A 13,332-nucleotide genomic window follows, 5' to 3' on the forward strand; every position below is an offset into this window, starting at 1 on the left:
ATTTGTTTTCTCTACGACCTCACTACGACGACTTCGGGTGTGCGCGGGGGAAAGGGACACGCATGCAATCGGCGAAGCGGCCCAAGAAGGTCGGTACTTGGCAGGCGGTCGGCGGGCTCGTCGCCCATTACCGGAGGCAGGCCGGGCTCACACAGGAGCAGTTCGCGGAGATCGCGAACTTGCACGTTGACACCATCAGGTCCATCGAGCAGGGGCGGCTTGCGCTACAGGAGCATCGGGCGATCGAGTTCGATGAACTGCTGCACACGGGCGGGGCGTTGTTCGCCCTCGTGGACAAGTTGCCGGTGCGGGAGCGGATGCCGCAGTTCGCGCAGGGGTTAGTCGACATCGAGCAGAGTGCAGTCAGCATCCTCTCGTATCAGACACAGATGATTCCCGGCCTCCTACAGACGGAGGACTACTGCCGTGCGTCCTTCGAGAGCCGCTTCCCGCGCTTCGAGGACGAAACGGAGGAGCAATGGGTGTCCTCGCGGATGGAGCGGCAGAAGATCTGGCAGCGCAAGCAACCGCCGTTCGGTCACTTCATCTTGGAGGAGTCGATCCTGCGGACGGCCCTTGGCGGCCCGGAAGTCATGCGGGCGCAGATCCGTAACTTGCGGGATGCCTGCGACCTCGTTCACATGGGGATCCAGATCATGCCCATGGGGCGTGTACCGCACGCGGGTCTCGCTGGGCCAATGATCCTGTTGGAAACGCCCGATCACGATCACGTGGTCTACCTGGAGGTGCAGCGCGCAAGTTTCCTGGTGGACGATCCGGACGAGGTCAGCGTCTATCAGCTGAAGTATGGAATGCTGCGGTCACAGGCCCTCTCTCCCGACGAGAGTGCGCGCCTCCTGGACAGACTGCTAGGAGAGTGATGAACACCGCAGCACGGCAGCACTTGGCGTGGTTCAAGTCCAGCTACAGCAGCAGCGAGGGCGGCAACTGCATCGAAGTCGCTTACGACTGGCGGAAGTCCAGTTACAGCAGCAACGAGGGCGGGGACTGCGTCGAGGTCGCCGCCCATCCCGCCGCCATTCACGTCCGTGACTCCAAGGTCCCCGCCGGTGGCATCCTCACCGTCTCCCCCGGCACTTGGGCCGAGTTCCTCGGTCAGGTCACGCGTCCCTCAGCCTGAACGCCGTTCCCCCGACCACCAACAACCCCACCGCGTAAGCCGCCAGTACCCCCAACCCCGGCCACGGAGTGATCGCCAGCCTCTCCAGGTTCTTCGTCGCCTGGATGGAGAGGGCCGCCGGCATGGGGGTCCAGCGTTGCAAACGGTGTTGCCAGGTCGGGGAGTTGACCAGGCGGGACAGGATCGGGACGACGTAGAGGACGCCCAGGCCGAGCGTGATCGCGCCGCCCGTGTCGCGGAGCAGGGTCGCCAGGGACAGGCCCAGGAGTGCCACCAGGACGAGGATGAGGACCGAGCCGCCCGCCGCTCGGAGCGTCGCGCCGTCCGCCGGGGTCGGGAGGATCAGGCGGGCCAGGCCCAGGGAGGACAGCACCGCCAGTGCTCCCGCCGTCGCCGTCAGGAGCGACAGGGCCAGCGCCTTCGATGCCAGCACTCGCCACCGCCCCGGCATCGCCGTGAGCGTCGTGCGGATCGTGCCCGTGCCGTACTCCGCGCCCATCGACAGGACGCCCAGGACCAGACACAGCGCCTGGCTCAACTGGACCCCGGTCAGGGCCAGTTTCACCGTGTCCTCGTGACAGGCGGCGGGAGACGGGCACACCTGGGTCGTGAGCGACGAGGCCGCCGCCGCGCCGACCGCCAGTGTGAGAGCCACCGTTGCCGTCACGAGCCACCAAGTGCTCGGCAGCGTACGGAGTTTGGTCCACTCGGCGTGGAGAGAGCTCATCCACCTCACGCGTCGCGCCTCTTTGTCGTCCAGGCCGCCAGCAGCAGGGCCGCTACCGCGTAGGCCGCCAGGACCGCCAGGCCGTGGTACGGGGTGAGGGGGTAACAGCCGCTCTCCGGGAGGCAGTTGTGGTGGACCTGCGGGTAGTACGTGACCCCTTGCTGGATCGCGAAGGCCGCCGCCGGTGTCACCCTCAGCAGCCACTGCGCCGCGGGAAGCGGCAAGGCCACGGAGAGGATCTGCGGGAGGAGCACCAGGACCACCACCGTCGCGATCGTGCCCGCGCTGCTGCGCAGCACGACGCCCACGGCGAGGGCCAGGACCGCGACCAGTGACAGCAGTACCGCACTGCCCACGACCGCCCTCAGGGCCGGGTTGTCCAGGAGGGAGAGGTCGGGGAACGCGGGCGGCTTGAAGCCGTTCGAGCGCAGCGTCTTCTGGGCCAGGGTGAAGCCGATGGCCGTAGCCAGCAGGCCTGTTGTGAAGGTGACGGCCCCGATCACCGTCGTCTTCGCCGCGAGCACCTTCAGCCGGGACGGCGTCGCCGTGAACGTCGTACGGATCAGGCCTCGTTTGTATTCGCTCGTCACGAAGAGCGTGCCCAGGGTGGCCATGAAGAGGAGGCCCACGAACACCCCCTGGAAGCTCATCTGGACCATGTCGGGGTTGTTCTCGTCCGGGGCGATGTCCCCCTGGCCGGTGAGGGTGTGGACGCCGGCCGGGGTCACCGTCGACGCGCCCGGCCGTGTGCTTCCCGGCGGGGCGTCGGGGGCGGGGGCTCCTACGTCCGTGGCCGTCCAACTGCCCGCGTCCGACGTGCCCGTGAGGCCGAGGTGGTCGAAGGTGCCGGTGGCCTGGCCGCTGCCCGCCACCGAGCTCGTACCGCCGAAGGACCGGTGCACGACCTCACGGTTGGGAGCCGCCACGAACACCCCCACCTGAACCGTCCTCCCCAGCCCCCCGACCCGTACCTCCCCAAGGCGGGTCCATTTCTCACCGTCCACCGACGCGTAACCGGTCAGTTTTCCCCCCAGCCTTTTCAACCGGAGCCATTGCGGGGCTTTCGTCAGGTCGCCGCGAGGGCCCGCCGTGTCGTGGGTGAAGTTCCACTGCATACGGACCCCGTGCGCGGGCGTCGCCAGTACCGCCGCGTACGGCGCCCCCTGCTTCAGGCTCGACTTGACGATGATCCCGGCCTTGGTCCAGGGCTCCAGCGACTGCCCGGAGGCACTCTTCAGCCCGGTGACCCGGGCCGTGACCGTGCCGTCGCCGGTCAGCGGCCGATGGACGAACCGGAAGGAGTCGTTGACGACCTCGCCCCCCGGCCCGAGCACAACCGGCGGCCCACCACCGACACTTGACCCGCTGGCCCCCAGCTGACAGACCACGACCACGACCACGCCGGCGATCGCCAACACCACCACCCAGACCCTCACCGTCCAGAACTTCGCCCACTCGGCCCGCAGCAGCCGCCCGAAGCCGGCGCGAGCGGGATGGAGGGTGGACCGGTACGGAGGAACCGTCCTGGTCATCGTCACCGGGTCACCTCGTCCGCTTCTTCACCAGTCGCCGACGCGAACTCGACGGCGTCCCGGGTGAGTTCCATGTAGGCCTCCTCCAACGAGGCCCGGTGCGCGCCCACTTCGGCGAAGGGAACCCGGGACGCGGAGAGCACCTCCACGACCCGTTCGGCGGAGAGGCCGGTGACGGTGAGGACGTCGCGATCGATGACGGCGACCGTCCCGCCTTCCCGGGCGAGCAGTTCCATGGCCTCCGTACGGCTGCCGGTACGCAACCGCACCCGGTCACCGGAGGCCGCCGCGAGGAGGTCGGCCACGGCCGTGTCGGCGATGAGTCGCCCCCGCCCGATGACGACCAAGTGGTCGGCGGTGTCCTCCAGTTCGCTCATCAGGTGACTGGAGACGAGGATCGCCCGCCCCTCGGAGGCGAGGTGCCGGAGCAGGGTCCGGATCCACTGAATCCCTTCGGGATCGAGCCCGTTGACCGGCTCGTCGAGGATGAGCACCGGTGGGTCGCCGAGCAACGCGACGGCCATACCGAGCCGTTGCCGCATCCCGAGGGAGTAGCCCCCGGCCCTCCGCCGGGACGCCGCCTCCATCCCGACCTGTTCGAGCACCTCGTCCACGCGCCGCATGGACAGACCGTGGGAATGGGCCAGCCAACGGAGATGGTCACGCCCCCGCCGACTGGGATGCAGAGCGGCGGCGTCGAGGAGGGCACCGACCTCCAACAGGGGTGTACGCAGGGCGTGATAGGACCGGCCGCCGATCAACGCCTGGCCTCCGTCCAGGGCGTCCAGCCCCAGCACCGCCCGCATGGTGGTGGACTTCCCCGCCCCGTTGGGACCGACGAAGCCGGTGACCGATCCGGGCTCGACCCTGAAGGACAGCCCATCGACCGCGAGCGTCCGCCCGAACCGCTTGCGCAGGTCCCGGACTTCGATGCTTACATCGGTTGTGTGACTCATGCTGAGGGAGGCTAGGCGCGGCGGCCATCGCCCGTCGTCACGCGACGGGGGTCCCTCACGAGGGGGACGCCGGGCGGCACGGGGGTCGGCACAATGACCGGGTGGACGTGGAGGGGGCGTCGGGCGTGGAGGGTTGGGCATCGCCGGGCGGCGCGGTCGGGGCGGAGGCGCACGGGCTGGTGACGGCTGAGATCCCGGGCCGGGACGGGGCGGGCGTGGAAGAGACGTCGGGGGCGGGGCGGTCCGCGACGCCGGAGGACACCGCCGGGGCGGAGGAACACCGGCCGGTGGCAGCTGGTGTCCCGGGCCGGAACCGGCGTTTCCGTCGGCTGGTCGGCGTTGGGCGGCTGTGCCTTGCCGCCACCTCGCCGCGCGCCGGGCTCGTCGTTCCCGTCGCCCTGGCCGTTCTCTCGCTCTCCGAAGTCCTTCTCCGCAGCGGCGACTTGGCCGGGGGCTTCGCCGCCCTGTTGCTGCTCGGCCTCGCCTCCACGCTTCCCCTCAGCTTCGTCCTCGGCAGCGGACGGTTCGCCCGGAGCTGCGCCGCCCTCGCGCTCAGTGCCGCCTGTCTGCTCTCCCTCGTGCCCTTCGGAGGGCTCACCGCCGGCGGGGTCGTGGCCCAACTGGTGTGCGTGTACGTGCTGGGCCGCGCCGGAGCCACCCGCCTCGGCGGGCTGCTCGTCCTCCCCTACGTCGCGATCGCCCTCGCCAGCCACGAGGAGCTGACCCGGATCGTCGCCGTCCTCGTCGCGACCCTCGCCTCCGCCGCCGCGGCCACCGGCATCGCCCACCACGTCCGCAGCACGGCGCAGGCGCACAGCGCGACGGAACAGGCCTTCGCGGACACCCTCCTCGAACACGCCGCCCGGGGTGAACGGGCGCGGATCGCACGGGAGTTGCACGACGTCGTCGCGCACCACATCTCGATGATCGCCGTCCAGGCGGAGACCGCCCGCCTCACCACCCCCGGTCTCCCGGCCGAGGGCGCCACCCGCCTGCTCGCCATCGGCGACACCGCGCGCACCGCACTGACCGAGATGCGGCGGCTGTTGGGCGTGCTCCGCGAGGACGCCGACACCGGGGTCCAACGGCGTCCCCAGCCCGGCCTCGCCCAACTCATCGACCTGGTCGACGAGTCACGCGACGCGGCCGGGTCCCGCACCCGCCTCATCGTCAGCGGACACGTCACCTCGCTGGACCCCGGCATCGAGGTCACCGCGTACCGCATCGTCCAGGAGGCCCTCACCAACGCCCGCCGGCACGCGCCGGGCGCGGCAGTGGACGTAGAACTCCGGTACGGGGACGAGGACTTGGCGCTGCGCGTGCGTGACAACGGTCCGGGGTCCATCGGTCCGGGGTCCGCCGCCGCCCTCTCCGGTCACGGTCTGCTCGGGATGCGTGAGCGGGCCGCGACGGTCGGCGGGACACTGCGCACCGGGTCCGCTCCCGGCGGCGGTTTCCTGGTCGAGGCGCGGCTTCCCGTCAAGCCGGAGGAAGAGGCGGCGCGGTCATGAGCATCCGTATCGTCGTCGCCGACGACCACGAGATCGTCCGGTTCGGATACGCCGGACTCCTCGCCACCCAGGCCGACTTCACGGTCGTGGGCACGGCTCGCGACGGCGCCGAGGCGGTGCGCGTCTGCGCAGAGGAGTCACCGGACGTGGTGCTGATGGACGTACGGATGCCGGTCATGGACGGCATCGAGGCCACCGCGCGACTCCAGAACTGCCCTGCCGTACCAAGGGTGTTGGTGCTGACCACCTTCGACCTCGACGAGCATGTCTACGACGCGCTCGCCGCCGGTGCCAGCGGGTTCCTGCTGAAGGACGTGACCGCGGAACGGCTCTTCGAGGCGGTACGGGTCGTGGCCGCCGGTGAGGCGCTGCTCGCGCCCGGGATCACCCGGCGGCTGATCGCGGAGTTCGCGCGGATGCGCCCGAAGGCGCCCACGCAGGGCACGTTGGACGTCCTCACCCCGCGCGAGACCGACGTCCTGCGGCTGCTCGCGGAGGGCCTGTCCAACCCCGAACTCGCCGAACGGCTGCACGTGGGCGAGGAGACCGTGAAGACCCACGTCAGCCGCATTCTGTCGAAGCTGGGGCTGCGGGACCGTACGCAGGCCGTGGTGATGGCCTACGAGACGGGACTCGTCGTGCCGAGGACCGGCTGACGGCGACGGGCGCGCGGCACCGGCAGCAGCCACCACGCCGACGCCACCGACAACACCGCCCCGACCGCGATCCCTTCGAGCCGGGTGGGCAGCAGGCTCAGGGCGTCCTGGCCGAAGTAGCCGAGGAGGAGGGAGAGCGCGCAGGTCATTCCGGCTGCCCAGTAGGCGTAGTTGAGGGGCCGCAGCCACAACGCGACCGCCAGGACGGCGAACATCAGCGCCACGGCCGTGTCGCCGGTGACGCCGGCCAGCGCGACCCCCGCGGCCAGCAGCGTGCCGACCGTGGCTCCGGCCAGGCGCTCGACTCCCTTGCGCAGTACGTCTGTTCGGCCGCGGTTGCCGCTCGCGGCGACGTACGCGGTGAGGACGACCCACGGCCAGTGGTCGTCGAAGAGGAGATGCCCGAGGACGAAGGCGGCGGCGATCCCGACCGCCATCTGCACGGCCATGCGGGTGCTGGGGCGGGGGTGGAGACGGGAGCGGCGCGGGGGCTTTTCGGGGTCGGGTTCCGCACGCCAGTGCCTGGGAGCGAACCGGTCCCCCAGCACCTGCACCAGCCACACCCCGCCGCACGCCAACACCCCGACCAGCGCCGCCCACCCCCAAGTGACCAGCCCGCTCTGCGCCTTGGACGGCAGCGCGGGGCCGGGGACGACGAGGAGCGCCACGAGCGGAAGGGCGAGCAGGGTGCCGGCCTTGGTGGCGGCGGGGCCGTAGCGGCGGATCCAGATGGCCAGCGCCATGCCCGCCGTGTAGACGGCGGCACCGAGCGTGTAGTGGGAGGCGAGCAGTCGGCCGACGAAGATCGAGGCACCGGCCGTGACGGGCAGCAGCACGAGCGTGGTGAGCCTGCGACGGGTGTCGGCGGTGCGCTGGGAGCGGAACAAGGTGAGGGTCAGGGCGACCGCGAGGACCAGCACATCGGTGTGGAGTCCTTCGGCGCCCTCCAGCCAGAGGGCGGCGCCCCAGCTGAGCAGCACAGCGGTCATCGTCAGAGCCGCTTCGTACGCATTGCGTATTAGTTTTGCGGTCACTTCACGAGAGTAACGGGGACAGCTGGCTCTGAATAGTAAGCATCCGCGTACGATATCCGTCATGGATCATCTCCCCGAGGCCGCCCGCATCCGTCGTGGCGTCGTACGGCTGAACCGGCGGCTGCGGCAGGAACGCGGCAACGAGGCCGGGCTCACCCCGAACCAGCTGATCGTGCTCGGGCATCTGCACCGGCATCACTCCGCAACCCCCGGCGAGATCGCGGCGACCGAGCGGCAGCGGCCCCAGTCCCTCACCCGGACCTTCGCCGAACTGGAGGCGGAGGGGCTGATCGCGCGCGAGCCGGGCACCGTGGACCGGCGTCAGTCCGTCCTCACCCTGACGGCGAAGGGGCGACGGGCGCTGGACCAGGACATGACCGAGCGGGACGTGTGGCTGGCGGAGGCGCTGGCGGCGCTGAGCGCGACGGAGCGGGGGGTGCTGGAGCTGGCGGGGGCACTGATGGAGCGGCTGGCCGATGGCTGAAACAGACCCCTTGTGCGGGTGTTCACAGGGTTCCCATAATCCTTCAACAGATTTGACCAGCCCATGTCAGAAATTGGGCATTTCTTTGATGCTCTCGATTGACATGTGCGCGTCATCGCCACCCCCACGGAAGGCATCACGTTGAAGAAGCTCCTCACAGCCCTCAAGAGATGCGCGGCCGTCGGCGCCGCCGCTCTCGCGATCGCCAGCCTTCAGCCCGTCTCGGCCGCCCAGGCCGCCCCCACGCCCGTCGTCGGCGGAACCACCGCGACGCAGGGCGAGTTCCCGTTCATGGTCCGGCTCTCGATGGGCTGCGGTGGTGCGCTCTACACCCCGCAGATCGTGCTGACCGCCGCGCACTGTGTGAGCGGGACCGGTGCCAACACCAGCATCACCGCCACCGCGGGTGTGGTGGACCTCCAGTCCACCACCGGGCGGGTCCAGGTCAAGTCGACGTACGTGTACCGGGCGCCGGGGTACAACGGCAACGGCAAGGACTGGGCGCTCATCAAGCTCGCCTCGCCCATCACCACCGTGCCGACGCTGAAGATCGCCACGACCACGCAGTACAACACCGGGACCTTCACCATCGCCGGGTGGGGTTCGGCCAGTGAGGGCGGAGCTCAGCAGCGGTATCTGCGCAAGGCCACCGTGCCGTTCGTCAGTGACGCCACCTGCCGGTCCTACAGCGGGTACAGCGGGCTCGTCGCCAGTGACGAGATCTGCGCCGGGTACACGGCCGGCGGGGTCGACACCTGCCAGGGTGACTCCGGTGGGCCGATGTTCCGCCGGGACAGCGCCAACGCCTGGATCCAGGTCGGCATCGTCAGCTGGGGCATAGGGTGCGCCCGCGCGAACGCGCCCGGCGTGTACAGCGAGGTGTCCACGTTCGCCTCCGCGATCGCGTCGGCGGCGGCTTCGCTCTGACGTACGTCCTTCTTCTGCGGGTCCGGCGCCGCATGTGCGCCGGGCCCGTGTTTCTCGCCCCCGCAGCTCGCTCAGAACCCGCCGCCGAAATCCCCGCCGCCACCGCCGTCCCCGCCGCCACCGAAGTCTCCTCCCCCGCCGCCGAAGTCGTCGGAGTCGAAGTTCGCGCCGGAGACGTCGCCGCCGTCGTAGCCGCCGCTGCCGAAGTCGCCGTAGCCCGTGCCGTAGTCGGAGGCGTAGGACGGGGTGGACATCATGCTGCCGAGGACCGTGCCGACGAGGAGGCCGGGGAGGAGGCCACCGCCGAAGTAGCCGCCTGCCCAGGGGCCGTAGGCCGGGCCCGCGTCCCAGTAAGGGCGGCGGCCGTGGTCGGTGTCGACCTCGCGGATCATCGGGTCCCGGCCGTCCGCGAGACGGGCCTGGTCGGCCGCGCAGACCGGGACCTCGCGGGGTGCGCCGCCCTGCGGGGTCCAGGTGGCGTCGGCGACCGAGGGGCCGTGGCGCGGGTCGAAGAAGCAGGGGGCCCGGCGCTCGGGCAGCGGGCGGCCCTCGCGGCGGGCGGCGAGCTGGGCGAGCGAGAAGCGGCCATCCTCAAGGGCCTGGGTGACCGACCGGACGTCCTCGGGTTTCGTGGCCGCCGCCATGTACGACTTCGCCTGCTCGTAGGCGTCGAGGGCGCGTTCGTAGTCCGCGCGCATGGCGTCGTCGGCGCCGGGTTCGGCCGGGTGGAATTCGAGACGGTCCAGTTCCTCGCCGAACGCGGTGATGTCCTCGTCGACCACGACCCGCAGCTTGTCGAGCGCCGCGCGCTGCTCCTCCTCGCGGCGCCGACGGCCGCGCTTCACCAGCGTGTACGCCCCCGCGCCACCGGCGACCAGGACCCCGCCCGCGACGACCAGCGCGGTCGTGGAGACTCCCCCGCCGCCGTCCGAGGAGCCGCCCCAGGACGCGGGCGCCGAGCCGCCCATGCCGGCGAGCGCGCGGTCGGTGAAGTCGTCGAGCTGGGTCTTCGCGTCCTCGCCCTGCACGCTGGCGACCAGGTTCTTCACGGCCGCGTTCGACAGCACCGAGGAGTCGGCGCGGGCGTCGAAACGGTCGCCGAGGCGGATCGCGTAGAGGCCGGTGATGCCGGTGGCGGTGCGGAGGTTCGGGAAGAGGTTCGCCGTCGGGTAGTCGGCGGGGAGGACCGTGATGAACACGGGTTTGTCGGCCTTCTTGATCCGCTGCGCGAGCGCGTCGGCGGACGACAGTCCGGAAGCCGCGGGATCGACGTAGACCGGGCCCTCGCGCAGGGCCCGCCCGATCGTCGAGACGCCGGTGTCCGCGGCGGCCGGGGTCGCCATGGTCAGTGCGGCGAGCAGCAGGGCGAACAGCAGCCCGGGGAGGCTTCGGGTCCGTACGACGGCCTTCATGATTCGACGCTACCCGACACCGGTCTCGTTGGTCGGCCCACCTGTGTCCGCTCGTCAGCAGCCGCTCACCAGCTGATCCGGGCCGCCACCGGCAGGTGATCGCTCCCGGTCCCGGGCAGCACCCACGAACTCCGCGCCCGCACCCCCCGTACCAGAATCTGGTCGATCCGCGCGATCGGGAAGGACGCCGGCCAGGTGAGGCCGAAGCCGTTCCCGGCCGTCTCCTGGGCCGAACGCAGCCGCGAGGTGAGGCCGTGGAACGCGCGGTCGTCCGTGGTGCCGTTCAGGTCGCCGAGCAGCACCACCCGCTTGTTCGGCTCGGCGGCGACAGCCTTGGCGAGCGCGTCCGCGCCGAAGTCGCGCGAGACCGTCCAGAAGCCCTCTCTGGGCATCACCCGCACGGACCCCAGGTGCGCCACGTACACCGCCAGCGGCCCCCGGGCCGTGGCCACCGTGGTGCGCAGCGCCCGGACCTCGTCCGCCGCCTCCGCCTTCGACTCGGCCGGCTTGGTCTTCGCCAGCGGCCCGACATCGCCCCGTACGACGTTCACCGGCCGCGTGTCCGACAGCGGCAGCCTGCTCCACAGTCCGACCGTGCCCCGCACCACGTGGTACGGGTACGCCTTCGCCAGCCCCTTCTCGTACGTGCCCCGGGCCTGATCGGTCAGCTCCTCCAGTGCGAGCAAGTCGGCGCCGGAGAGTGCCAGTTGGCGGGCGGTGCCGGTCGGGTCGGTGTTGCCCGCGCCGACGTTGTGGCTCACCACGGTGAGGTCGCCGCCCGGGTGGGACTTGTCGGTGAGCAGCCCGCCGAAGAGGCTCAGCCACACCGTGACCGGCAGCACCAGCGCGACCACCGCCGAGGCGGAGCGGCGCCACAGCGCCCCGGCGAGCAGCACCGGGACGAACACGCCGAACCACGGCAGGAGGTTCTCCAGCAGGCTGCCGACGCCCCCGACGTTCGGGATGTGGGCGTGCAGCAGCATGAGCAGCCCGAGCAGCAGGGCCAGCGCCGCGAACACCGGGCCGCGCTTCCAGGGTCCGAGAGGAATCCGGGGGATCATCACCCCGTCACCCAAGTCGGCCCGGTGTTGCCGTCGCGTATGGGGTTTTCGATACGCGGACGATATGTGCCGACTCCTACCATCGGACCCATGCGTGTGCTGATCGTCGAGGACGAGCCCTATCTGGCGGAAGCCATCCGCGACGGCCTGCGCCTGGCGGCGATCGCGGCCGACATCGCCGGTGACGGGAACACCGCGCTGGAGCTGCTCGGCGTCAACAGCTACGACATCGCCGTCCTCGACCGCGACATCCCCGGCCCCTCCGGCGACGAGGTCGCCCGCCGCATCGTCGCCTCCGGCAGCGGTATGCCGATCCTCATGCTCACGGCCGCCGACCGCCTCGACGACAAGACCACCGGGTTCGAACTCGGCGCCGACGACTATCTGACGAAGCCCTTCGAACTCCAGGAACTCGCGCTCCGGCTGCGGGCGTTGGACCGCCGACGCGCCCACAACCGGCCGCCCGTACGGGAGTTGGCGGGCCTGCGCGTCGATCCGTTCCGCCGGGAGGTCTACCGGGACGGCCGCTATGTCGCGCTGACCAGGAAGCAGTTCGCCGTGCTCGACGTCCTCGTCGCCGCCGAGGGCGGAGTCGTCAGCGCCGAGGAACTCCTGGAGCGGGCCTGGGACGAGAACGCCGACCCGTTCACCAACGCCGTACGCATCACCGTCTCGGCCCTGCGGAAGCGGCTCGGCGAACCGTGGACCATCGCCACCGTGCCGGGCGTCGGCTACCGCATCGACACGCAACCCGAAGCCGAAGACCACGGAGCCGGCGGAGCCGACCGTGGATAGGGCGCCCGGGTTGAGCGTCCGCCTCAAACTCACCCTCAGCTACGCCGGATTCCTCATGGTGGCCGGTGCCTTGCTGCTCGCTGCGGTGTGGGTGTTCCTCCTCCGCTACGTCCCCGACCGGGCGATGCTCATCAACCCCGACGACAGGCCCACGCACGGCGTTTTCCCCATCCGGTCCGTCCTCCTGGACGTCTTCGCGCCGAGAGCGGCCGCCGTCCTCGCGTTCCTGCTGGTGTTCGGCCTCGTGGGCGGGTGGATCCTCGCCGGCCGCATGCTCGCCCCGCTGACCCGCATCACCGAGGCCACCCGCATGGCCACGGACGGCTCGCTCTCCCACCGCGTCCAACTCCCGGGCCGCAAGGACGAGTTCCGCGAACTCGCCGACGCCTTCGACGCCATGCTCACGCGGCTCGAAGCGCACGACGCCGAACAGCGGAGATTCGCGGCCAACGCCTCCCACGAGCTGCGCACCCCCCTGGCGGTCACGAAGGCACTGCTCGACGTCGCCCGCACCGACCCGGACCACGACACCGGCGAACTCGTCGACCGCCTCCACGTCGTCAACACCCGAGCCATCGACCTCACCGAAGCACTGCTCCTGCTCAGCCGCGCCAACCAGCGGTCCTTCACCCGGGAACCCGTCGACCTCTCCCTCGTCGCGGAGGAGGCCACCGAGACCCTCCTCCCCCTCGCGGAGAAGCACGGCGTCACCATCGAGACCGGCGGCGACATCACCCCCACCCGCGGTTCCCAGGCACTCCTGCTCCAACTGACCACGAACCTCGTGCAGAACGCGATCGTCCACAACCTCCCCGAGCAGGGCACCGTGTGGGTGACCACCGCCGTCGGGCCCACATCCGCGGTGCTCACGGTCGAGAACACCGGCGAACCGCTCACCCCGCACCAGGTCTCGACCCTCACCGAGCCCTTCCAGCGCGGCACCGAACGCGTCCACACCGGCCACGCGGGAGTCGGCCTCGGCCTGGCGATCGTCAAGACCATCACCGGCGCCCACGACGGCGCCCTCACCCTGACCCCGCGCCCGGCCGGCGGCCTCCGCGTCACGGTGGAGCTACCCGCCAACTGACCGCACCCC

Annotated in this window: 14 protein-coding genes; 8 read left to right on the forward strand and 6 right to left on the reverse strand. The window is 70.8% G+C overall.

Going from position 1 to position 13,332, the window contains the following annotated elements; genetic code table 11:
• Positions 1-62 precede the first annotated feature (62 nt).
• Together OG714_RS16365 and OG714_RS16370 are read left to right on the forward strand one after the other, a co-directional pair.
• Entirely contained in the window at positions 63-881 is an 819-nt protein-coding gene (locus OG714_RS16365) for a helix-turn-helix domain-containing protein (RefSeq protein ID WP_406121696.1), read from the forward strand.
• Positions 881-1,141 (forward strand): DUF397 domain-containing protein, encoded by a 261-nt coding sequence (locus OG714_RS16370; protein ID WP_406121698.1) that lies wholly within the window; start codon positions 881-883, stop codon positions 1,139-1,141. Before OG714_RS16365 ends, OG714_RS16370 begins: the two co-directional genes overlap by 1 nt.
• On the opposite strand, the gene OG714_RS16375 is transcribed toward OG714_RS16370, so the two are convergent.
• The 3 genes from OG714_RS16375 to OG714_RS16385 are packed head-to-tail and all read right to left on the reverse strand — an operon-like array spanning position 1,122 to position 4,356.
• Complete coding sequence (locus OG714_RS16375) at positions 1,122-1,868, reverse strand: ABC transporter permease (RefSeq protein ID WP_406121699.1); 747 nt, start codon at positions 1,866-1,868, stop codon at positions 1,122-1,124. The two genes, OG714_RS16370 and OG714_RS16375, sit on opposite strands and share 20 nt — an antisense overlap.
• 5 nt (positions 1,869-1,873) lie before the next feature.
• Complete coding sequence (locus OG714_RS16380) at positions 1,874-3,400, reverse strand: hypothetical protein (RefSeq protein ID WP_406121701.1); 1,527 nt, start codon at positions 3,398-3,400, stop codon at positions 1,874-1,876.
• 2 nt (positions 3,401-3,402) lie between these two features.
• Positions 3,403-4,356, reverse strand: a complete 954-nt coding sequence (locus tag OG714_RS16385; RefSeq protein ID WP_406121703.1) for an ABC transporter ATP-binding protein — start codon at positions 4,354-4,356, stop codon at positions 3,403-3,405.
• Between the two features lie 347 nt (positions 4,357-4,703).
• Here OG714_RS16385 and OG714_RS16390 point away from each other — a divergent pair, with 347 nt between their 5' ends.
• Both OG714_RS16390 and OG714_RS16395 read left to right on the forward strand, forming a co-directional pair.
• A complete protein-coding gene (locus OG714_RS16390; RefSeq protein ID WP_406131842.1) occupies positions 4,704-5,867 on the forward strand; it encodes a sensor histidine kinase in 1,164 nt (387 codons plus the stop codon).
• Entirely contained in the window at positions 5,864-6,523 is a 660-nt protein-coding gene (locus OG714_RS16395) for a response regulator (protein ID WP_406121705.1), read from the forward strand. Before OG714_RS16390 ends, OG714_RS16395 begins: the two co-directional genes overlap by 4 nt.
• Here OG714_RS16395 and OG714_RS16400 read toward each other — a convergent pair.
• Positions 6,487-7,557 (reverse strand): FUSC family protein, encoded by a 1,071-nt coding sequence (locus tag OG714_RS16400; protein ID WP_406121707.1) that lies wholly within the window; start codon positions 7,555-7,557, stop codon positions 6,487-6,489. The two genes, OG714_RS16395 and OG714_RS16400, sit on opposite strands and share 37 nt — an antisense overlap.
• 61 nt (positions 7,558-7,618) lie before the next feature.
• Between OG714_RS16400 and OG714_RS16405 the strand changes: the two genes are divergently transcribed.
• Together OG714_RS16405 and OG714_RS16410 are read left to right on the forward strand one after the other, a co-directional pair.
• Positions 7,619-8,041: a MarR family winged helix-turn-helix transcriptional regulator gene (locus tag OG714_RS16405; RefSeq protein ID WP_406121709.1), complete on the forward strand. Its 423-nt coding sequence runs from the start codon at positions 7,619-7,621 to the stop codon at positions 8,039-8,041.
• A 141-nt stretch (positions 8,042-8,182) separates the two neighbouring features.
• Positions 8,183-8,968 (forward strand): trypsin-like serine protease, encoded by a 786-nt coding sequence (locus OG714_RS16410; RefSeq protein WP_266867738.1) that lies wholly within the window; start codon positions 8,183-8,185, stop codon positions 8,966-8,968.
• Positions 8,969-9,039: 71 nt separating this feature from the next.
• On the opposite strand, the gene OG714_RS16415 is transcribed toward OG714_RS16410, so the two are convergent.
• Together OG714_RS16415 and OG714_RS16420 are read right to left on the reverse strand one after the other, a co-directional pair.
• On the reverse strand, positions 9,040-10,380 hold the full coding sequence (locus OG714_RS16415) for a hypothetical protein (RefSeq protein ID WP_406121711.1): 1,341 nt from the start codon (positions 10,378-10,380) through the stop codon (positions 9,040-9,042).
• A gap of 65 nt (positions 10,381-10,445) precedes the next feature.
• The gene (locus tag OG714_RS16420; protein ID WP_406121713.1) at positions 10,446-11,441 is read right to left on the reverse strand and encodes an endonuclease/exonuclease/phosphatase family protein; all 996 of its coding nucleotides are present in this window, start codon (positions 11,439-11,441) and stop codon (positions 10,446-10,448) included.
• A 90-nt stretch (positions 11,442-11,531) separates the two neighbouring features.
• Here OG714_RS16420 and OG714_RS16425 point away from each other — a divergent pair, with 90 nt between their 5' ends.
• Together OG714_RS16425 and OG714_RS16430 are read left to right on the forward strand one after the other, a co-directional pair.
• Positions 11,532-12,236, forward strand: a complete 705-nt coding sequence (locus OG714_RS16425) for a response regulator transcription factor (RefSeq protein WP_406121714.1) — start codon at positions 11,532-11,534, stop codon at positions 12,234-12,236.
• Entirely contained in the window at positions 12,229-13,323 is a 1,095-nt protein-coding gene (locus OG714_RS16430) for a sensor histidine kinase (protein ID WP_406121716.1), read from the forward strand. The genes OG714_RS16425 and OG714_RS16430 overlap by 8 nt, the downstream gene beginning before the upstream one ends.
• The last annotated feature ends 9 nt before the right edge of the window (positions 13,324-13,332 follow it).

Source organism: Streptomyces sp. NBC_00989, assembly GCF_045162655.1.
Lineage (GTDB): Bacteria > Actinomycetota > Actinomycetes > Streptomycetales > Streptomycetaceae > Streptomyces.

What these genes read in the sequence shown, in the direction of transcription:
- OG714_RS16365 (WP_406121696.1), top strand. Translation starts at nt 63, where the DNA reads ATGCAATCGGCGAAGCGGCCCAAGAAGGTCGGTACTTGGCAGGCGGTC.
- OG714_RS16370 (WP_406121698.1), top strand. Translation starts at nt 881, where the DNA reads ATGAACACCGCAGCACGGCAGCACTTGGCGTGGTTCAAGTCCAGCTAC.
- OG714_RS16375 (WP_406121699.1), bottom strand. Translation starts at nt 1,868, where the DNA reads ATGAGCTCTCTCCACGCCGAGTGGACCAAACTCCGTACGCTGCCGAGC.
- OG714_RS16380 (WP_406121701.1), bottom strand. Translation starts at nt 3,400, where the DNA reads ATGACCAGGACGGTTCCTCCGTACCGGTCCACCCTCCATCCCGCTCGC.
- OG714_RS16385 (WP_406121703.1), bottom strand. Translation starts at nt 4,356, where the DNA reads ATGAGTCACACAACCGATGTAAGCATCGAAGTCCGGGACCTGCGCAAG.
- OG714_RS16395 (WP_406121705.1), top strand. Translation starts at nt 5,864, where the DNA reads ATGAGCATCCGTATCGTCGTCGCCGACGACCACGAGATCGTCCGGTTC.
- OG714_RS16405 (WP_406121709.1), top strand. Translation starts at nt 7,619, where the DNA reads ATGGATCATCTCCCCGAGGCCGCCCGCATCCGTCGTGGCGTCGTACGG.
- OG714_RS16415 (WP_406121711.1), bottom strand. Translation starts at nt 10,380, where the DNA reads ATGAAGGCCGTCGTACGGACCCGAAGCCTCCCCGGGCTGCTGTTCGCC.
- OG714_RS16420 (WP_406121713.1), bottom strand. Translation starts at nt 11,441, where the DNA reads ATGATCCCCCGGATTCCTCTCGGACCCTGGAAGCGCGGCCCGGTGTTC.
- OG714_RS16425 (WP_406121714.1), top strand. Translation starts at nt 11,532, where the DNA reads ATGCGTGTGCTGATCGTCGAGGACGAGCCCTATCTGGCGGAAGCCATC.